General features: G+C 43.8%; 11 protein-coding genes. 3 read left to right on the plus strand and 8 right to left on the minus strand.

What is annotated here, in order from left to right; genetic code table 11:
- Positions 1–81: 81 nt before the first annotated feature.
- Positions 82–747 carry a class I SAM-dependent methyltransferase gene (locus tag RID53_RS28650; RefSeq protein ID WP_446391335.1) on the minus strand — a complete coding sequence of 222 codons (666 nt, stop codon included), beginning with the start codon at positions 745–747 and terminating at the stop codon, positions 82–84.
- Between the two features lie 312 nt (positions 748–1,059).
- Here RID53_RS28650 and RID53_RS28655 point away from each other — a divergent pair, with 312 nt between their 5' ends.
- Complete coding sequence (locus RID53_RS28655; protein ID WP_446391336.1) at positions 1,060–4,338, plus strand: PAS domain-containing sensor histidine kinase; 3,279 nt, start codon at positions 1,060–1,062, stop codon at positions 4,336–4,338.
- A gap of 190 nt (positions 4,339–4,528) precedes the next feature.
- Entirely contained in the window at positions 4,529–5,626 is a 1,098-nt protein-coding gene (locus RID53_RS28660) for a hybrid sensor histidine kinase/response regulator (protein ID WP_446391337.1), read from the plus strand.
- 498 nt (positions 5,627–6,124) lie between these two features.
- On the opposite strand, the gene RID53_RS28665 is transcribed toward RID53_RS28660, so the two are convergent.
- Entirely contained in the window at positions 6,125–7,384 is a 1,260-nt protein-coding gene (locus RID53_RS28665; RefSeq protein WP_446391338.1) for a DUF3747 domain-containing protein, read from the minus strand.
- Between the two features lie 246 nt (positions 7,385–7,630).
- Here RID53_RS28665 and RID53_RS28670 point away from each other — a divergent pair, with 246 nt between their 5' ends.
- Entirely contained in the window at positions 7,631–8,401 is a 771-nt protein-coding gene (locus RID53_RS28670; RefSeq protein ID WP_446391339.1) for a hypothetical protein, read from the plus strand.
- A 906-nt stretch (positions 8,402–9,307) separates the two neighbouring features.
- Here RID53_RS28670 and RID53_RS28675 read toward each other — a convergent pair.
- The 6 genes from RID53_RS28675 to RID53_RS28700 all read right to left on the minus strand — a co-directional run bounded on the left by RID53_RS28675 (position 9,308) and on the right by RID53_RS28700 (position 21,107).
- Complete coding sequence (locus RID53_RS28675; protein WP_446391340.1) at positions 9,308–10,660, minus strand: hybrid sensor histidine kinase/response regulator; 1,353 nt, start codon at positions 10,658–10,660, stop codon at positions 9,308–9,310.
- A gap of 169 nt (positions 10,661–10,829) precedes the next feature.
- The gene (locus RID53_RS28680; protein WP_446391341.1) at positions 10,830–14,531 is read right to left on the minus strand and encodes a PAS domain S-box protein; all 3,702 of its coding nucleotides are present in this window, start codon (positions 14,529–14,531) and stop codon (positions 10,830–10,832) included.
- A 782-nt stretch (positions 14,532–15,313) separates the two neighbouring features.
- The gene (locus RID53_RS28685; RefSeq protein WP_446391342.1) at positions 15,314–17,044 is read right to left on the minus strand and encodes a hypothetical protein; all 1,731 of its coding nucleotides are present in this window, start codon (positions 17,042–17,044) and stop codon (positions 15,314–15,316) included.
- Between the two features lie 55 nt (positions 17,045–17,099).
- On the minus strand, positions 17,100–17,273 hold the full coding sequence (locus RID53_RS28690) for a hypothetical protein (RefSeq protein WP_446391343.1): 174 nt from the start codon (positions 17,271–17,273) through the stop codon (positions 17,100–17,102).
- Between the two features lie 136 nt (positions 17,274–17,409).
- Positions 17,410–19,098 (minus strand): hypothetical protein, encoded by a 1,689-nt coding sequence (locus RID53_RS28695; RefSeq protein ID WP_446391344.1) that lies wholly within the window; start codon positions 19,096–19,098, stop codon positions 17,410–17,412.
- A gap of 251 nt (positions 19,099–19,349) precedes the next feature.
- Positions 19,350–21,107 carry a hypothetical protein gene (locus RID53_RS28700; RefSeq protein ID WP_446391345.1) on the minus strand — a complete coding sequence of 586 codons (1,758 nt, stop codon included), beginning with the start codon at positions 21,105–21,107 and terminating at the stop codon, positions 19,350–19,352.
- Positions 21,108–21,184 lie beyond the last annotated feature (77 nt).

Here is a 21,184-nt window from a genome sequence, read left to right on the forward strand (position 1 = left end):
CTAACTCAGTTGGCAAAATTATAGGTTGTCATTTGTTCCTGGTAAGATATTGAACCCGTTTTAACGGGTTTAATGCTCTCTCTAACGCCGCTTCAACGCTAAAGTTAATCCATCAGCAATCGGGACTAAACTTAAAATAACCTGTTCATCTTGACTAATGGCTTGGTTAAATGCTCGAATCGCGGCGGTATTTTTATCTTGCATCTGAGGATCAGCAACTCGTCCCCTCCAAAGGACATTATCAATAGCAATTAAACCCCCCGGACGAATTAATTGCAGCGATCGCTCATAGTATGCCAGATAATTTACTTTATCAGCATCGATAAACGCAAAATCAAACGTTTCTGCTTGCCCTGCTGCCAATAATTCATCCAAAGTCTCCAAAGCAGGCGCTAATCGTAAGTCTATTTTATCTGAGACTCCGGCGGCATCCCAGTAACGGCGGGCAATGGCGGTATAGTCTTCACTCACATCACAGGCGACAATCTTGCCATCCTTGGGTAAGGCTAAGGCGACAGCTAAAGCACTGTAGCCTGTGAATACGCCAATTTCTAAGGTTTTCTTAGCACCCATAAGCTGAATTAATAATGCCATAAACTGCCCTTGTTCTGGGGCGATTTGCATGGCGCTATCTGGATGGGTGGCGGTTTCTTGTCGTAATTTTTGCAGGATATCGGGTTCTCGCAAGGATACCGATAATAGGTATTTATACAGTGGAGTATCTAAACCGAGGGTTTTATTAGACATAGGCAATAGGGAACAGGGAATAGGGAGCAGGGGAAGCTGGGTTCGTAGTAGGCACTTTAGTGCCAGAAGCGCTTTAGCGCTTACTACAAACTCTAAAGTCAGTGACATTCGACTTAAGGGCGTAGCCGCGATCGCAGGATGCAGATATTGATATCTATCCGATCTAACTCTGTTATGTTGACTTTTAGCATATTTTCCAATACATGCCAATCTACCTAAGGGTCAAGTCAGGGCGGGTTTAGTTACATTGGGGTGAGATAAGACACAATAGTAGTCAAACCCGCCCCTACACCCTAGCCACTTTAGCGAGAAATGGAACCACAAACCTACGCCCAACTTCAACAACGAAACCAACTCTTAGAGAATATTTATCAAGGCGTTGCTCATCCGATTATAGTAATTGATGTTTTACCGTCTGGTGAATTTCGTGTCGTGGAGATGAATCGAGCATCTGAACGATGGATGGAAAAAAATCTGGCGGAGATGAAAGACAAGTCTCCTGAGCAAATTTTTCCGGCGGATGAAGCTACCGCTATTTTGGATAATTATACCCGATGCGTTCAAGAGGGACGTGTGATTGTCTATGAAACCTATTGCCAATCTCAAGATAGTTGGTGGTTAACCACGCTCACACCTTTGTATAATCAAGAGTCGCGGATTTATCGCCTAATTAGTAGTAGCCTGGATATTAGCGAACGCAGAAAAACAGAAGTTAACGTCTCTCATTTTTTCAACAAGATATTGATATCTAACCTGAATCAACGCACCATTGATTTACGCCATACCAGTCAAAAACTGGTTCAAGAAATTCAATATTGTCAGCACGTCAACCGTAAACTCAAAGAAAATGAACAGAACTTGCGCCAAATTGCGGAAACCCTTCGGGAAGTCTTATTTATCCGCACTGTTAATCAGATGATTTATGTTAGTCCAGCTTACGAAAAAATCTGGGGACTCTCTTGTGAATCTCTCTATCAACAGCCAGAATCTTGGCAAGATGTGATTCATCCAGACGATCGCGATCGCATAATTACCGAATGGCAAACTCACGTCTGGGACAAACCCTTTGAACAAGAATATCGGATTATCCAACCCAATGGTGAACAGCGTTGGATTTGGGCGCGGACTTTGCCAATTCTCGATGACTTTGGACAAGTTAACCGCAATGTGGGAATTGCTGAAGATATCACCGATCGCAAGCAAGTTGAGGAACATTTACGTCAAAGCCAAGCCAAACTTGCTGAAGCAGAAGAAATGGCTCATCTGGGTCATTGGCATTATGATATGATGACTCATAAAATTACTTGGTCAGCCGAAACATTCCGGATTTTTGGTCGAGATCCGGATCACGGTGAACCAACTTATGCACAACTGGTACACCAGATTACTCATCCCGATGACCGCAAATATTTTACTCAAACCGTTGCCCATAGTATCCAATATAAACAACCCTATAAATTAGACTATCGACTGATTCGTCCCAATGGTTCGATTCGCCACATTTTCGCTAAAGGGAAACCGATTTTAAACTCAGACAACCAGATAATTGGTGTATTTGGTACAATTCTCGACATCACAAATCTCAAGCAAACTGAATCAGCATTGCGCCAGAGTGAAGAAACGTTCCGTCAGTTTGCAGAGAATATTCAAGATGTTTTCTGGATGACAAATGTAGAGAAAACCCAAAATATTTATATTAGTCCGGCTTACGAAACAATTTGGGGTCAACCCTGTGCTTCTTGGTATACTGATTGCCTATCATGGTTGGATACAATTCACCCCGATGATCGCGATCGCATCCGCAGCGCTATCAACAAAGAGGTATTAGGCGAGTATGATGAAGAGTATCGGATACTACGACCCGATGGAGAAATGCGTTGGATTTGCGATCGCGCTTTTCCCATCTACAATGAACAAGGTGAAATGTACCGCATTGCTGGAATTGCTCAGGATATCACCGAGCGTAAACAAACAGAACTTGCCTTACAAAAAAGTGAGCAACGATTCCGGCAAATTTTTGATCATGCTCCCATTGGCATGTCTCTGATCAACTTTCATACCCATCAGTTTATTCAAGTCAATCCGGCTTATTATCAGACACTGGGATATTCGGAATCAGAAATCATGTCGCTTACCTTTGACGATTTTACCCATCCTGATGATCTAGGGCATGATTTACACTACATGGAACAAATTGATCAGAGGGAAATCGATAGTTTCCGGATGCCGAAACGCTATTTTAAAAAGAATGGTGAGATTGTCTGGGCAAATCTAACCGTTGCGGTGCTGCGCGACTTGATTGGCGAACCTGTATTTTGTGTTGCCATGATCGAAGATATTAGTCACCAGCAACAGTTACAAGATGAATTAACCCAAAGTGAACAACGATTCCAAACCTCGCTGGATAATATATTAGATTGCTTTGGGTTGTATAAACCTATTCGCGATGATTCGGGTCAAATTATTGATTTTGTCATTGAGTATGTCAATGATGCTACTAATCAGTATCACTGTTTTACTCAACCCGTACAAAGAGGTCAACGAATCTACTCGATTTTGCTTCCTCCTTATCAAGATGAGTTATTCGATGCCTACTGTCAGGTTGTGGAAACAGGTCAACCATTGGTTAAAGAATTACTCTTCTATGATGATTTATCCCATCCACAAAATTTGAGACAAGCCTTTGATATTCGTGCTGTTCGTTTCGATGAGGGGTTAGCCATAACCTGGCGCGATATTACCCAACGAAAGCAAGGAGAAGCGCAAATTAAAGCGTCCTTAATCGAAAAAGAAACCTTGCTCAAAGAAATTCATCATCGAGTCAAGAATAATCTACAAATTATCTCCAGCTTATTGCGCTTACAGGCAAGAAAAATGAAAGCACCCGAAATACTAGAACTCTTGCAAGAAAGTCAAAATCGCGTGCAAGCAATGGCACTGATTCACGAAAAACTATATCAGTCTGAGAATTTATCCCAGATTAACTTTGGCGCTTATATCCAAAGTCTGGTTGACTCTCTCTCTCGTTGCTATGGAGCAAGGCAAAAAGGAATTACCTTTAATCTGACAATTGCTCCCGTCTCGCTGTCGATTGATACCGCTATTCCCTGTGGATTAATTGTTAATGAATTAATATCCAATTCCCTAAAATATGCCTTTCCTGACTCTCGCAATGGTGAAATTAGCATCACTCTCCAGACGAGAGGAGGAACTAATGAAGGCGAAGGGGAGGATCAGGGAGATAGGGGGAATGTCGCTGACTTAAGCTGGGTTCGTAGTACGCACTTTAGTGCCATAAGCGCTGAAGCGCTGACTACAAACTCTAAAGTCAGTGCCATTGGAGATGGGGAAGATGGGGAAAACAACTTAACAAACGCCACTTCAGACTCTCTATCCTCTGTTCACCAAAAACAATTATGCTTGACCATCGGTGATAATGGCATTGGTTTCCCAGAGGACGTGGATTTCAGGCAAACCTCGTCTCTAGGCTTACAGCTTGTGTGTCGGTTGACTAAGCAACTCAACGGTGAGATAAAACTTGATCGCAATCAGGGAACTTTATTTATAATAGTATTCAACCGGAGTTGCTAATCCTCTCAGATCAGAGCAGATAAACTTTAAGTGGTTTGGGTTTCCCTATGCTATGTATCAAAAAATACATCGATAGTTCTTTGGGTATTCATAAGATACTATAACTTATAGCACCAACAATATAAAGCTGTCTAAAACAACCAATCTGAGTTAAGTTGACCAACTCTTTACTAGCAAGGAAACAATCATCATGATATCGAATGCGAGGCTGCTTATTGTCGAAGACGAAGAAATCGTGGCTTTTGATATTGAAACCACTTTGCAGACATTAGGGTATGACGTTGTGGGGATAGTGACGACGGGAGAAGAGGCGATCGCCACGGCGACTCAAACTAAACCTGACTTAGTTCTCATGGATATTCGACTCCCCGGAAAACTGGATGGAGTTGAAGCGGCTGAGGAGATTAGTCAACGTCTGAATATTCCCGTCGTCTATCTGACTGCCCATGGTGATGGACATACCTTAGAGCGAGCCAAAATAACCGCCCCCTTTGGTTATCTGCTCAAACCCTTCCAAGAAGACGAACTGCAAACCACGATTGAAATTGCCCTCTCGCGCCATCAGTCTGAAGAACGGCTGCGGTTTGCCTTAGCCAAAGAAAAAGAATTAAACCAACTGAAAACACAGTTTATCGCCATCACCTCCCATGAATTCCGCACTCCTCTCACCACAATTAGTTCCTCAAACGATCTGCTGGAACGCTATTGTCGAGATACCATGGATACTAAAAAAGAAAAGCATTTGCGGCAAATTAAACTATCTGTGAACCAGATGATTCAGTTGTTGGATGATGTTTTACTGCTCGGTAGAGCTGACTCGGGAAAAGTTGAACTACAACTTATTCCCGTAGATATCGTTGAATTTGGTCATAACTTAGTCGAAGAAATCCAGACCAATGCTGGGGAAGAATACCAAATTATCTTTAACCCCCAAGGTGAATTCACCGAGACTTGTCTGGATGTTAACCTATTGCGTCCCATCCTCTGTAATTTGCTGGCAAATGCGGTAAAATACTCCCCCCAAGGTGGCGTGGTCAAGTTTAATTTATTCAGTAGCGATACAAGTGTCACGTTCCAGATTAAAGACAGTGGAATTGGCATTCCCCCAGAAGCACAAAAGCACTTGTTTGAATCCTTCCATCGTGCCAGCAATGTCGGTAAAATTAAAGGAACAGGATTAGGACTTTCCATCGTCAAGCGCTGTGTGGACATTCATGGCGGTGAAATTAGCGTAGAGAGTGAAGTTAATGTCGGCACAACCTTTACCGTTACCTTACCGTTGAAATAGTGTTGATGGTTGATGGTTGATGGTTGACCCATACCTTTGATGGAACCGGGTGTCTGTGTAGGGGCGGGTTTCACTACTATCGTTTCTCACTTCACCCAGATGTAACTAAACCCGCCCAGACCGCACAACCTTTACCGTAACATCACCGTTGAAATAGTGTTGATTGTTGATGATTGACCCATACCTTTGATGAAGGTGTCTGTGTAGGGGCGGGTTTCACTATTATCGTTTTTCACCTCACAACAGATGTAACTAAACCCGCCCAGACCATACAAGGTTTACCGTGACATCACCCACGCCAGCCCTCACCCCCAGCCCCTCTCCCAAGCTTGGGAGAGGGGAGCAAGAGAATCCGATTTATCGCACTACGGGCATAGGTTAGGACATTCCCCTATTGCCTATTCCCTATTGCCTATTCCCTATTGCCTATTCCCTATTCCCTTTTTACCCAATTTTATTGTCCTAACCTCAATGCGTATTGCTATAACCAATGACAAATCATTTCACACAATTAAGCATTCGCACCGTCGCCGCCGCCGCATAATTTCGTTGGGCTTGACTATTGGGATAAAAAGCACTCCCCCTTTCATTCAACGGAGACGCCACTCGACAATAAGCCGACATTTGAGTAATCAGGGCATCTGCCCAATGACCCTGAATATCGCTAAACTCTAAAGCAGACTGATTAGCTGTCAGCGTCGGTTGTTGACCTTGCAGGGTTAAGGCAAACTCCGCCGCCCGTCGTTCCATTGCCATCAGTTCAGCGCGAGTCACTGGTTGTGTAGGTCGAAATTTTCCATCCGCATAACCACTGATGATATTATTATCCCGCGCCCATTGAATTTTTGCCGCACTCCATCGGGAGGGATTAACATCAGGATAAGGGGCAAAGGTCACTTGCTCAGGAAGTTCTAAATCGGCGTTGGGGAGTTGATTCAATGCTTCAAAAATAATCGAAACCAATTGTTCACGAGTTAACGCCGCTTGGGGTCTGAATGTGTTATCTTCTCTGAATCCAGCAATAAATCCCATTGCCACGGCTTGCTGAATTTCATTGGCATAAATGTCATTGGCAACATCGGGAAAGGTTACGACTGGATTGCCAGTCCCTGAACCTGTGCCTGGATTAGCACCTGTATTAGACCCCGTACCGGAACCTGTGTCTGGATTAGAACCTGTACCGGAACCGCCACCTGTACCAATACTGCTTAAGGGTTGACTACTTGCCAGATAAATATGACCCAATGGTTTACCTTGATAGGAACGTCGGGCAAAGTCCCAACCGGGTTCTAAAACTATCTTGACAAACCCATTGGCTAATCCTTGGGTTCTACCCACTATAACTTCTGGGGCGCTGCGATCGCGGCTATTGGTTCCTATCAGTACCAATTCACCATTGCGTTCAACGATTCTGAGTAAATAATCTAAGCCCAAATCTTCACCCGCCATGCGGATGGAATAGCCATTACTATCCGTACTACGTCCGCAAATCCCACTAAAGTCAAAGTTTAATAATAAGGGATCTACGGTAACCGGATTACTGCCACTTTCACTCCAACACTGCCGCGCATTGCTTTTTTGTTCAATAATCAGCAGTTGATGGGAACTCTCGCCAAAAGGTGCAGCCACGGCAATAAATTTATTTTGATCAACTGGAATTTGCTCAAATGTCGCCGCCACTGATTTATTCGCGATTAGGCTAGATAGGGCGATCGTGGCTAGGGTGGCTACTTGTGTAAAAAATGCACGCTTTCTCATCTTGTCTACTTCGATCCTTTGATTGTGTAGTCCTTCAACTTTCCTCTGCACAAAGCCTTTGATGACTCTTGTGTATAAAAGTTTCCCAGATTCCTCGGTACTTAGCGTGTATTTAATATCTCGTAACAATCAACCGGATCAGGTGTACCCCTGTGAAACAAAAGAAAGTATCACAAGCTGAACCCCTGTCCCTGGAACCCTTACCCATGATCGGGGAAAACGTTTCACACTTACAGGTCACAGGATATGTTATTTAACTTTATCGGATGGAGTGGCGCATTGGGAATCATCACCCTACTGATATTTGGCATCCTGCAATGGTTGCATATCAGCGCCGGACATTTTCTGGATTGGGTGATTGGAGTGGCTAGCTTTTGGTGGCTGTTGGTGGTTGTGACAGTTCCCTGGAATGTCCACTTTGAAGCCAAGTCGGTTTTGGCAGATGCGGCGCAATCGGCGGAAAAGGGGATTCAGATAGACACCAAACAGGTTAATTATGCTCAAGTGGTAGCAACGCGATCGCTCTGGGTGGCGATAGCCTTACATATTCTATCTGCGATTGGGCTTTATACGTTAGCGGCGATGGGGATTAGTGCGGTAGGGTATGTGAGTTCGGGTGCAGCATTGTTGTTAACCGCCTTACGCCCAGCGATTCGACTCTATGAGTATTTAGCCGCCCGTTTAGCGATGATTCGCCAGGAGTTTAAGTATCCGCGTGAGGATGTGTACCAATTGCGCGATCGCGTCTCAAATTTAGAACAGGATATCAGACAGATTCAACCCCAACTCGATCCCGAAAATGAGCATTCCTGGGTGGCGATGCAGAACCGTAACTGGGAAGAAAGCCGTAAAGATATCGCCCGACTCCGCGCTTCTTTTGATCAACTCGAAGCCCAGAATGAGGCTGAACACAGGCGTTTAGCCCGGGAAGCCCAACAAGCGATCGCGCAATTAACCACAGATAGTCAATTCCTGGATCATGTTCGCGAAATTATTCGCTTTTTCAAGACAGCTTAATTTGTCATTCGTCATTCGTTATTTGGTTCAAATCGAAACGACAAGAGGGCGGGTTTTGTTGATCAGTTGTGGGTACACCCGTTCAGTAAACGGCTAAACCCGCCCCTACAATTAACCGTCTCTAACCATCCAAATTAGAAATCCGAGAATCTGATCAACTGGGGGTAACGGATAATCAGTTAGCGCGATCGTTACCGTTTGTCCCTCCAGAAACAAAAAGAGGGCGGGTTTTGTTGATCAGTTATGGGTACACCCGTTCAGTAAACGGCTAAACCCGCCCCTACAATTAACCGTCTCTAACCATCCAAATTAGAAATCCCAGAATCTGATCAACTGGAGGTAACGGATAATCAGTTAGCGCGATCGTTACTGTTTGTCCCTCCAAAAACAAAAAGAGGGCGGGTTTTGTTGATCAGTTGTGGGTAAACCCCTTCAGTAAACGGCTAAACCCGCCCCTACAATTAACCGTCTCTAACCATCCAAATTAGAAATCCCAGAATCTGATCAACTGGAGGTAACGGATAATCGGTTAGCGCGATCGTTACTGTTTGTCCCTCCAAAAACAAAAAGAGGGCGGGTTTTGTTGATCAGTTGTGGGTAAACTCGTTCAGTAAACGGCTAAACCCGCCCCTACAATTAACCGTCTCTAACCATCCAAATTAGAAATCCCAGAATCTGATCAACTGGAGGTAACGGATAATCAGTTAGCGCGATCGTTACTGTTTGTCCCTCCAGCTTCTAACGTTCGGTTGAATACCCATAATTATGGTGAGGGGGTGAGGGGGTGAGGGGGAGAAGTTTTTATTATGGGTGATGAAGCCGGACAGCATATAACTTGTCCCAGTCCGTTTTAACGGACTTTAGCTATAAGCCTTTAAATTGATTTCAAGGCGGTGGAACTTATTTCTACTCTTCATTCAAATCTAGAGGAATCTCAATCACAAATTCTGTCCCTTTTCCCCGTTGACTATTCATCTGTAACTGACCTTTATGCTTTTCGACAATAATCTGATAACTAATAGCCAAACCTAAACCTGTTCCTGAACCCACAGGCTTTGTCGTAAAAAAGGGATCAAAGACTTGGCGTTTGACCTCATCCTTCATCCCTGAACCATTATCGGCAATTTTAATCACCACATTGGTATTGTCTTTAATTTCTGTACAAATCCAAATCGTTGGTGTTGGCGGATTCGATTCAAACCCATTGTTTCCTGTTCTCCATTTCTCTTTCTCCTGATCAATGGCTTCAATGGCATTGGTGATAATAGACGTAAATACTTGGTTAAGCTGACCCCCATAACAGCCAATTTTAGGCAGATCGCTATACTCTTTAATCACTCGAATAGCTGGTCGGTCTGACTGAGATTTAAGACAGTGCTGTAACAAAAACAGGGTATTATCAATTCCTTGATGAATATCCGTTAACTTAAATTCTGATTCATCCAAATGGGAAAAACTCCGCAGCAACAGAATAATCTGACAGATTCGTTCCGCCCCCACTTGCATTGAGTTAAGGATTTTGGGTAAATCGGACTGCAAAAAAGCCAGGTCAATGGCTTCAGTTTCTGCAACAATCTCGGGGCTAGGATTGTTGTAGGTACGTTGATAAGAATGAAGTAAATGTAAAAGTTCTTCCAGATAAGTTTTTGTAATCGAGGCATTACTGTAGATAAAATTCAACGGATTATTAATCTCATGGGCGATTCCGGCAACCATCCGACCCAAACTTGACATTTTTTCGGATTGAATAAGTTGAAGTTGGGTTTGTTGTAATTTCTTTAATGCCTGCTCAAGTTCTAAGGATCGTTGCCGTTCTTTCTCTTGTGAATATAATAGTTTTTGATTTTGGTCAAGGAGTCGCTTTTGTAGATTTCTCAAGGCGAGATGGGTTTGGACACGACATAATACTTCTTCGGGTTGTAGGGGTTTAGTGATATAATCAACCGCACCAATTTTAAATCCTTGAACTTTATCGACGGTATCGGAGAGTGCGGTCATAAAAATTACGGGAATATCTTGAGTCGATGGATCAGATTTTAGACATTTACAGGTTGTAAATCCATCCAATCCCGGCATCATTACATCTAATAAAATCAGATCCGGCTGGGCATATTGCACTTGTTCAATCGCACTTTCTCCATCTAAGGCGACTAAGACTTTGAAGTCAGATTTCGTTAAATACTCAAAGAGAAACCCTAAATTAGTGGGGTTATCATCGACAATAAGCAGTTTGCTTTTATCTGGAAGTTGAAGGATCATAAGGAATAATAAATGATGAAACAAGCAACCAACCAAGACATATAGTGATTAATAGGGTAATGGTTTGGCTAAAAAGATGTAATTAAGAATTCCCAGAATACCCCTGATGGCTGAATAATGGATTTGCCTTAGAGGAGAAGGAATACAATGAACCATGAACCATAAACTATCAACCATCACCAAGATGATCTTGAATCAGTTCCCGTAGTTGTTTCAATCGAAACCCTCTCGCTAACTGGCAAATTTGGCTGGTTAAGGGTTCAAATTGCGAATTGTGTTGGGCTAGAGATTCAGCGCGTTCGATAATGCCTTGGATATCCCCCATTTTAACTAAATCAGCTAACGCCTTAATTTCTGATGAAGGTAGGGAAATAATCGGCGTCTGCGTTAGAGTAGCCGCCTCAGTTGGGGAGGGGAATTGAGGTTGGGAATAAATCCATTCTAGGTTTAAATGGTGCGCGATCGCATCGAGAAGTTGCTGGGTTTCCACAGGCTTGGCGAGAAAACCTCGACACCCGGCGGCGAGACTCTCCTGCTGAATCTGGGGGTAGACACTGGCAGAAAGCGCGATCGCGACGATATCCTTATCCTGAAGTTGGGGTAATGCTAGCATTCGGCGTGTGGTTTCCAATCCATCCATTTCTGGCATCACTAAGTCGATTAAAATTAGATCAGGATAACATTCGACAACCTTCTGCAAACAGTCTAGACCATTAACCGCCTCTATTATTTCAAACCCTAAAGGCTTTAGCATCGCCCGCAAGAGAGTACGATTCACTCTATTATCATCTACAATCATTAATTTCCGTTTGTCCCCTTTGAAGCCTGTAATCCGGCGTTTATTAGAAGGATTCGGTTCGTGCCATCCTGAGACTAAGGGTAAATTAATATCAAACCAGAATGTACTGCCGTTACCGGGAATACTCTTAACTTTAATTTCACTCCCCATCAGTTGAATTAATTTCTGGCTAATCGCCAATCCCAATCCCGTTCCTTCAGTCGCATGGCTATGATCACTGACTTGATGGAAGGGTAAAAAGATTTTGGTTAATTGACTCAAATCAATGCCCACACCTGTATCTTTAACTTGAAAACGAATGGTTTGAAAGTGTTGACCCTTCCCCACCATCGAGTAAACCGAGTTTGTCGGGGCGGGTTTAGGGACTTGATTGTGACTATTGATGGTATCCTTTGTATAAAACCCGCCCTGACTAAGTTTTGATTCAAGGGCAGAATTTCTACAAGCCGATTTTACATCGGTTCGATTAACAACACTCACCGTAAATGTTACCTCACCCCCATCCGTAAACTTAATCGCATTACTGAGTAAATTACACAGAACCTGTCGCAATCGTTTGTTATCTGCCATCACCCCATTAGGAAGTGGTGAAAGCACTTGATAGGTAAAGATAATATCTTTTTGTTGGGCACGTAACTGGAACAAATCAGCCAGACTATGGAGAAAGTTGGGCAAGTGAAACTCTGTGGGATAGAGTTCCATCTTTTGCGCTTCAATTTTAGCTAAGTCGAGAATGTCATTAATTAACGTGAGTAGGTGTTCACCACATTGGTGAATAATGTTCAAATTATGGTGCTGTGGATTGGTTAACGTTGTATCTTGTTTGAGCAGTTGAGCATACCCTAAAATACCATTCAATGGCGTGCGGAGTTCATGACTCATATTAGTCAAGAATTCGCTTTTGGCACGGTTGGCAATTTCGCTGCGTTTGGCTTCTCGAACTGCCACTTCTTTCGCTTGCTGGAGGGCTTCTTCGGCTTGCTTGCGTTCGGTAATATCTAAATAGGCAACAACGACACCCGAATCGCGTAACGGAATCGGTGAAGCTGTCGCACTAATCCAGGTAATTTTTCCATCTGGCTTAACGATTCCAGCTTCATGGTTTTTGATCACTTGGTTTTGAATTAAGGCTTTGACATTGGCAAATTCTGATCGGGGCATTATTGTGCCATCGGGTCGGATCACGTTCAATTGTGGCGTCACATATTTAGCATTAATTCGGTCAGAAACCGATAAGCCTAAAATTTTCTCACTCGCCGCATTCGCTTCAATCAAATTCCCCTGTTTATCGGTGATTGAAATCCCAATCGGTAAGATTTGAAACAGGGTTTTATATTTTTGTTGGCTTTCCCGTAATGCCTTTTCCATGCGCTTGCGATCGCTAACGTCAATGTAGGCAATGGCAACGCCATAATCAGCGAGAGGAATGGGGGCGGCGGTGACGCTAATCCAAGTGATTTTATCCTTGGCTTTAACGATTCCCATTTCCATATTTTCAATGACTCGGTTTTCGGTTAAAGCGCGAACACTAGCAAATTCAGAGGCTGGCATGGGCGTACCATCGAGTCGAATAATAGACCAATTGGGAGCATCATAAGTGCGACTGGTGTGTTCTTGGCGGGATAATCCTAAAATTTCCTCACTGGCGGAATTGGCTTCAATAATATTTCCCCCTTTATCAGTAATGGAAATACCAATCGGAAAGATTTGAAACAGGGTTTTATATTTCTGCTGACTTTCTCGCAATACTTCTTCCATTTGTTTGCGATCATTGATATCCTCACAAACCACGGCAATATATCGGGGTGAACCCTCTTCATCTTTAATCATCGATACCGTGATCCGCCCCCAAACACAAGCACCATCTTGGCGCAGATAGCGTTTATCAATGGTGTAGTTTGTGCGTTTTCCGCACACGATTGAATCAAATAAGTCGGTATCCAGAGATAAGTCTTCCGGGTGAGTCAAACCCGAAAAATGCATCCCGACGATTTCATCCGGGGAGTAGCCTAAGAACCGACAATTGGCTTCGTTTGCTGTCAGAATATACCCGTTGAGATCTAGCAGGGCAATTCCCACCGAGACATTCTCAAAAATAGATCGAAATTGTTCTTCACTCTCTCGTAACGTTTTTTCCGCCTGTTGGCGATCGCGAATTTCCCGTTTGAGTTCTTCGTTAGCTTGCTGTAAGGCTTCGGTGCGTTCTTTCACCCGTTGTTCTAATTCAGCATTCAAGCTTAATATTTTTGCTTCGGCTAATTTTATTGTGGTAATATCGGTAGCGACACCTAAAATTTGTTGGGGTGTGCCATCGGGAGTTTTGGCAAACACTGTATCTCGGCTATAAAGCCAGCACCATTCCCCATTCGCCCGACGCATTCGGTATTCAGTTTCAATAATTTCGCGATCGGAAGCTGTCGCCAAGCGTTCAATTCGTGCCGACAATTTGGCTAAATCCTCCGGGTGCATCAGTTGAGGAAACAGGCTTTCTCCCATGGCTTGTACTGTTTCCGGAGAATAGCCCAAAATTTCAGTAATCGTCCGATTACTATAGATATTCCGCTGTTCGATGATGTCGTAAATATAAACAATAGCGGAAATAGATTGACTGATTTGTTCAACGAAATTCTGGGATTGCCGTAATGCCTTTTCCGCTTGCTGATGTTCAGTTACATCTCGCAACACTAATAGATGATGATCCGGCAACATATTGGCAGTACCTTCTAACTCTACATCTCGTTGAGTTCCATCGGCACGCCACAGACAAAAGTTATAGGTGATTCGCCCTTGGGCGAGAAAGGAACGCCAGTTGTGAAGACTAATTGGAGTAGTTTCCACTATAGTGCGATGCAGCAGTTGATCCTCAGACAATTTAAATAACTCACCCGCCGCCCGATTGACTCTGAGGAATTTTCCCTGGCTATCAGCAACCACCATAGCATCCAGGGAGTCATTGAAGATTGCTAGAAACGCACAAGCCTCAGAATCCCCCTTTTGTTCCTGAAACGGGCATGACGTCGGGTTGGCGGGTTGGCTTTGACTGGGGTTGCTAGCAGAGTAATGGATAACCATACTGTATTCTTGCGATCGCGTGCGTAACGTTTGCCCAAACCCGGCATTCCGCCATTGATGCGGCAGATCCTGGGTCGAGGCATACTATTATCTACAGTGCGATCGTCATCGAATCCCTATTTTGACGCCCCAGTTTAACACTGTGACCCCTGAGCCGCCTGATTGCCTACCACAAAAATAAATGGAATAGCTTTTATTTAATATTCTTTTAATACTCTTGTCTAATTCGCTACAGTCAAGACACTATAAACTTTTGAAACAGCTTTGTATCCTCAGAATTTCCTCAGATTTCGGTTTTAGTCTAGAGATAAAGCAGAGTTGTCGTAGATTGTATCACACCCTACAGTCTCGTCAAACCACGCCAATAACGGTATCGTACCGGAATTGAACTCTACTGCAAATAGGAAGGAAAAAGATGTTTAGTCATACTTGTCTTTGTTGTTCACACACCTTACTCAGGCACATTCGATCTCACCAAATTTACTGGTTCTGTCCCCATTGTTACCAATCCATGCCTGAATCCATTGAACCCTACTCACGGCTGAATGCATCCCAGCTTTTCGAGCTTTCTGTTGTCAAATCTTATAAAGTTGGTAATAGCCCACGCCAACAAGTGACCCAAGTTCCTCAAACATGCAATGTCGCCTAAGGATGAAAACGTTAATTCAATCCTTTTCTTGAAAAATTAAGATCATATTCGGTTCAATATATATAATCGAAACAAAGGAGAGAGCAGACAATCAATATCGTTTTTTAGGTTCCCCCATCGTCTAATCGTTGATTCAACCTGGGGGAACGTTTTCTAAAATACAATCTGCCTGTAAAACCACAGTTTCCTCAGTTTGGAAAATCGTACACCGTTCCATCATTGTCGCCAAAACAGGTATTTTTCCTTGCTGCAATTGGGTCAATGCTTCAGTGGCAATCGGTTGATACTGTTGCAGCCAGCTATTATTCACTAAATAATCCGATGTAAAGGCTGAACGATCCAGTAACCAGAAGTCTATTTCATATTTTTTAATCACGTCCTGTACCTGGGCTAAATCTGCACTATATTGAGCGGTTAGCAAATCGATCACTCGTTGACGAAACGGCTGGTAGTAGCCCTGATGATAAGGAATTGCATATTCCCGACTCACCAAAATTGAGCGCCCAGAAAAGGTGGGTAAGTTATCCGCTTCTCGCGACAGGGAGGCGATCAGGCTATCCTGAGGCTGACTCGCGAAAAATTCGTAGAGTTCGGGGGCGTTTCCCTGTTTGTAAGCCGTTTTGGGAAACTCTTCGACAAAACTGGGATACCCAATCAGCAAAACTCCCACGAATGCAGCAAATCCTAGCGCCAGCGATCGCGATCCGATTTTAGAAAGACGAGATTGGGTTGTTTGTGCCGCCCAATGGAAAATCCCATCCAATAAAATAGTCAAGGCTATCCCAGCCGCTAGGGAAAGAATCAGTCGGAAACTATGTTGAGTATAGCGACTGGGTAAATGCAGTTTGAAGAGTAAGGCATGAGCCACAAAAAACAGACTGAGGGAGACGAGGAGGGTTTGCGGTAAAAGGAATACCCCAGGTTTAACCCGCCGACTCAGAGGAAATTGAGACGGATATCGCAGCAGCAACGGCAAGAGAAACGCCGCGTAAAGCAGGATAGGCAGAGACTCGCGACGGGGAAGAATACCACTGCGATCGCCATTCAGCCAGAACTCCCAGAAATTATCCTCAAAAAAGGTAGTGCGTCCTCCGGGCAAAAACTCAGCCATGTTCCTCGCTTGAGTCGCACTAACAATTGGACCAAACTCCGAGGTTGTCAAAGCATAGGGTAACATAACCACAAATGCTACAACCAATCCCGACAGACAAAATAGATAATCCCCCCGTTTTTGAGACCAATGAATTCTCCCCCCTTCCCACTTAAATAGCTGTAGAATCAGTATTCCGGCTGAAATGAATACTGTTTGAGGATAAAACAGTCCTTGCAGCGCCAATGCGCCTAGACAAGGCAGGAGCGATCGCCGTAGACAATAGTACCAAAATGCCAACAGCAACGGATAAACAAACGCCCTAGGTGTAGCTGATACTAAATCATTGTAACTCCACAGCGTTTGATTTAACAGCAGTGAGCTAATAAATGCGGCTATTGGTACAGGTATTATTTGTAAAATAAACTTAAAACAGTAACCTGTAGTAATCAGCGTCAGGAATAGGGGCAGAAATTTGTTAAAAATCAGAGGTTCAATTCCAATACCTGCCATGAATCGATACAGGCTAGTATACCCAGTCGGTGCCACAGATTGAAAATAGTTAGCAATCCAGTTATCCGGAAATAGCTGGGGTTCTAAAAATCGCTGCATCCAAAATACATGTTGTCGTGCATCATCTTGAACAACATACGGACTACTGAATGCTTGCTGTAATCCTAAAATTCCATAGACTACTGCAACGGTTAGGCTTAAAGTAATCCAGAACTTAGTTTTTGATTTGTTAGAGAATTTTAATATTGAACAAATGTCCACTTCACCTCATTTTAATTTTAGAAATAGAATAACAATGATACCAAGCTTGAGCGCATCAAGATAATTGGCTTGTACCTGTCGTTTCTTTTTGTTGAAGGGGACTAATTGTCTCATATAGTATCTGCACCGTAGCCGTCATATCATGTTCTGATTGATGATTTGATTGGATTGCCCCTAGTTGCAACGCCCTATACCAAGGAGTTTGAGCCATTTTCATTGTAGTTGACATGAGATGCGATCATTTGACATAATCAAAGTCAATATTTGAGACTTTATCTGGCATCATTTCAGAGTAAGTTAATGTTATGTAGACTGGGCAATAGTGAGCCATTTTTGAAAACTTATGTTGTCATTAGTTATGCCTGCTATTTTTGAGTAGATTTAACTATACATTTTGTTTGTAAAACAACCAAGTTTTTCGTTTCAAACACCGAGCATTTATCCAGAAAACCAGACAAGACTGGTAGAGTTCCTTGCTCAAGAGTTGCCACGGCTTCTCTTGATACGGAAAACTGCATCAGCCAATTATTCCCCCTAATATATTCAGGTGTAAACGCTCTACGATTCAACAACAAAAAATCTACTCCATAAGTTTTAATAAACTGTCGCACATCAGTTAATTCTGGACTATACTGAGCGCGAATTAAATCAACTGTTCGTTGACGAATCTGATTGTAGTAACCGACATGATAGGGAATCGCATACATTTCACTGACTAAAACCGGCTGCTGGGAAAACGTCGGCAAATTATTAGCTTCTTCATCAAGGGAAGCAATCAGACTCGGCTGCGGTTGTTGAGCCAAAAATTCGTATAAACTAGGATATTGACCTTGTTTATATCGGGTAAACGGGAAACTCACAAAACAGGGATAGAAAATCAGTATCATCCCCAAAACTGCTGTAACTGCCCAGGCGAAGTATCGTCTAAAGCGGTGAGAGGTAACCCTTGCCCAATAAACCAATGCATCTACGACTACCACAAACGCGATCGCACTCGCCAATGCCATGACGATTCGCAGGCTATGGGTAGTATACCGAATCGGCAGATGCAGCCTAAACAAGAAGATGTGGGCGAGAATAAACGTCACACCCGCCGTTATCACCATCTGAGGTAAAATCGCCACACCCCTCCTCACCTGTTTCACCAACCGGAAGCGGGAAGGATAGCGCCACAGCAGCGGAAGTAGCAACCCCAGATACAGTAACGGCGGTAGAGACAATCCGCCCAAAAAACTACTACGCTTACCAAACAGCCAAAACTCCCAAGGATTCTCATCAAAAAAAGGGGTTCTCCCCTCCGGCATAAATTCCGGTAACCCTCTCGCCACAGACGCCGCGATCGCAGGTCCAAATTCATTAGACTGTAAAGCGTAGGGTAGCAGTACCAGAATCGCCACCGCCAATCCCAACCCGCCCAACCAATAATCCCAGCGATTCCCCGAAAGCCGCCATCGCCCCCCTTGCCAGTCTCCCATCTGTAAAAGCATGATTCCCGCACAGATCAACACATACTGAGGATAGAATACCCCCAAAAGCGCGATCGCACCCAGACAAGGAAATAGTGAACGCCGCAACACATAGTACAAAAACGCCAACACAATTGGATAAACAAACGCTCTCGGCGTACCCGAAATTAGAGTATAGGTTGTCCAAAGATTTTGATTCAGCAGTAGAGATGCCGTAAATCCAGCAATTGGCACAGGTAACAATTCCAAACCAATACCAAAACAGTAACCCGTAGTAATCAACCCCAAAATAGTCGGCACCAGCTTATTAAATACCAAGGGATGAATCCCAAAACCTGCCATAATCTGATACAGCGTTGCATATCCAACTGGCGCAACCGACTGATGATAATCGGCAATTAAATCATCGCCGAATAGCCCTGGCTCTAAAAACCGTTGCATCCAGAATACATGTTGTCTGGCATCACTATCCACCAAATAGTCACTACTAAACGCCTGCTGAAGTGCCAAAAGACTATAAACCACAGAAAATGTCAAACTGAGACTTAACCAAACGATAATCTGAGAACGGGATACCTTATTTGTCATTTGTCAGTGAACAGTTAACAGTGAACAGTTAACAGTAACGAATGTCCTAACCTGCCTTAATACGGCTATAAAACCCGCTCCTAAACCAAAACATACCATTTTCATTGAGAACATCCTCCTCCCCAAAACCGCGACTCGCCCTATTAACATACCGCAAAAACCTCTGCGCCCCTCTGCGCTTCCCTCTGCGTTCCTCTGCGTTAAAAATAAAATCATGAGACAACAGACTTAACCCAACAAAATACTAATAACTAATCCCCCAAACAATCCGCCGACAAAACAACCAACCCCTCCCTCTCAAACACCCGACATCGTTCCATCCTTGCCGCCAAAACCGGAACCCCTCCTCCTTGCAAACTCAACCTCGCCCCCGTCGCCGCCGCCTCATACTCTTGAATCCAACGATTACCCATCACATACTCCAGCGTAAACGCCCCCCGTTCCACTAACCATAAATCCACCCCATACCGCCGAATAAAATCTTGCACCACTCCCTTATCTAAACTATACTGAGCCTCAATCAAATCAACCGTCCGTTGATACATTTCATCGTAATAATCCAAATGATAAGGTAACGCATATCCCTCTCCCCCCACTAAAATCGAGCGCTGGGCAAACGTCGGTAAACTATTCGCTTCCTCCGTCAACGAAGCAATCAGTGTATTTTTCGGTTGTTGTTGCATAAACTCATAAAGTTCTGGCATAGTTCCCACCGTATAACGACGTATCGGAAACGGATAATCATTGGCTTGCAAAAGACTGGGATAACCCAAAAGAATAGCCATCAAACCCCCCGTAAATCCAACCCCCAAAAGCGGTTTTCCTTTCGTTTGAGCCACCCGTAAACCCGCATCTAACAAAAGAGTCAGCGCCACAGCCGCCGCCAACGCCACCACAATCCGCAAACTATGTTCTGTATAACGATTAGGAAGATGTAACTTAAATAGAAACAAATGAGCCGCGACAAACATACCCATCGATACCAGCAGCATCTGAGGTAACAGCCTAATCCCCCCACTCACCCGTTTAACTAAAGGAAACCGCGAGGGATAGTTCAACAAAAACGGCAACGAAAAACTCACCCAAACCTGTGGCGGTACTAAAAGAATCGAATACTTTGCCATCAACCGACACCATTCCGTTGGCAACATACCACTGCGTTTACCACAAACCCAATAATTCCAGGGGTCATCATTAAAAAAACTTGACCATCCTTCCGCCGAAAAAGCCGATAATCTCCTCGCTTGTGTTACCGTAATTACAGAACCAAATTCCGATGGGTTTAAATAGGGGAAGAGAACCAAAAATGCGACTCCTAATCCCCACCCACAGAACCAATAATCTGAGCGCACTGGAGATAAACGAAACCGCCCCTGTTCCCACCGCCCTAGCTGAACAATCAATAATCCAGCCACAATAAAGACACACTGAGGATAAAATACCCCCAAAAGCGCGATCGCGACAAGAGTTGGTAGTAACAACCGTCGCAACCGATAATACAAAAAAGCGAGAAATAGCGGATAGACAAAGGCAACAGGTGTAGCCGATACCAAATCATCTCTCATCCAGAGATTTTGATTCAACAGCAACGACGCGATAAATCCCGCCACGGGTACAGGCAAAAGTTGCAGAGTAATGCCAAAACAGTAGGCAGTAGCCACCAATCCCAACCCTAAGGGTAAAATCTTACTTAAAACAATCGGATCAATTCCTACCGTGGCAAAGAGGTGATAAAATGTTGCATATCCCCAAGGTGCAACTGATTGAAAATAATCGGCAATCAAATCCCCAGGAAACACCTGTGAGTCAAGAAACCGACGCATCCAAAAGACATGCTGCCGCGCATCATCCTGCACAATATAATCATGACTCAACGCCTCTTGCAGTGCTGGATATGCATAAATAGCCGCAAAAGTCAAGCTCAAACTCAACCAAAACACCTGCTGAGTGCGAGAGACTTTGCCAGTAAGTAGGTGGGAAAACTTCAAGTTAACGGCTCTTATCGTCATTCGTCATTTGTCTTATGTTGATTGTTCATGGTTCATGGTTCATTAGTCTTATGTCTTATGTGTAAAGCAATGTCCGA

The organism is Coleofasciculus sp. B1-GNL1-01, assembly GCF_040220235.1.
Taxonomy (GTDB): domain Bacteria; phylum Cyanobacteriota; class Cyanobacteriia; order Cyanobacteriales; family Coleofasciculaceae; genus Coleofasciculus.

Coding starts and splice junctions, on each gene's coding strand:
- RID53_RS28690 (WP_446391343.1), bottom strand. CDS start 17,273: ATGTCAACTACAATGAAAATGGCTCAAACTCCTTGGTATAGGGCGTTG.
- RID53_RS28680 (WP_446391341.1), bottom strand. CDS start 14,531: ATGGTTATCCATTACTCTGCTAGCAACCCCAGTCAAAGCCAACCCGCC.
- RID53_RS28670 (WP_446391339.1), top strand. CDS start 7,631: ATGTTATTTAACTTTATCGGATGGAGTGGCGCATTGGGAATCATCACC.
- RID53_RS28655 (WP_446391336.1), top strand. CDS start 1,060: ATGGAACCACAAACCTACGCCCAACTTCAACAACGAAACCAACTCTTA.
- RID53_RS28695 (WP_446391344.1), bottom strand. CDS start 19,098: ATGACAAATAAGGTATCCCGTTCTCAGATTATCGTTTGGTTAAGTCTC.
- RID53_RS28665 (WP_446391338.1), bottom strand. CDS start 7,384: ATGAGAAAGCGTGCATTTTTTACACAAGTAGCCACCCTAGCCACGATC.
- RID53_RS28660 (WP_446391337.1), top strand. CDS start 4,529: ATGATATCGAATGCGAGGCTGCTTATTGTCGAAGACGAAGAAATCGTG.
- RID53_RS28675 (WP_446391340.1), bottom strand. CDS start 10,660: ATGATCCTTCAACTTCCAGATAAAAGCAAACTGCTTATTGTCGATGAT.
- RID53_RS28700 (WP_446391345.1), bottom strand. CDS start 21,107: ATGACGATAAGAGCCGTTAACTTGAAGTTTTCCCACCTACTTACTGGC.
- RID53_RS28650 (WP_446391335.1), bottom strand. CDS start 747: ATGTCTAATAAAACCCTCGGTTTAGATACTCCACTGTATAAATACCTA.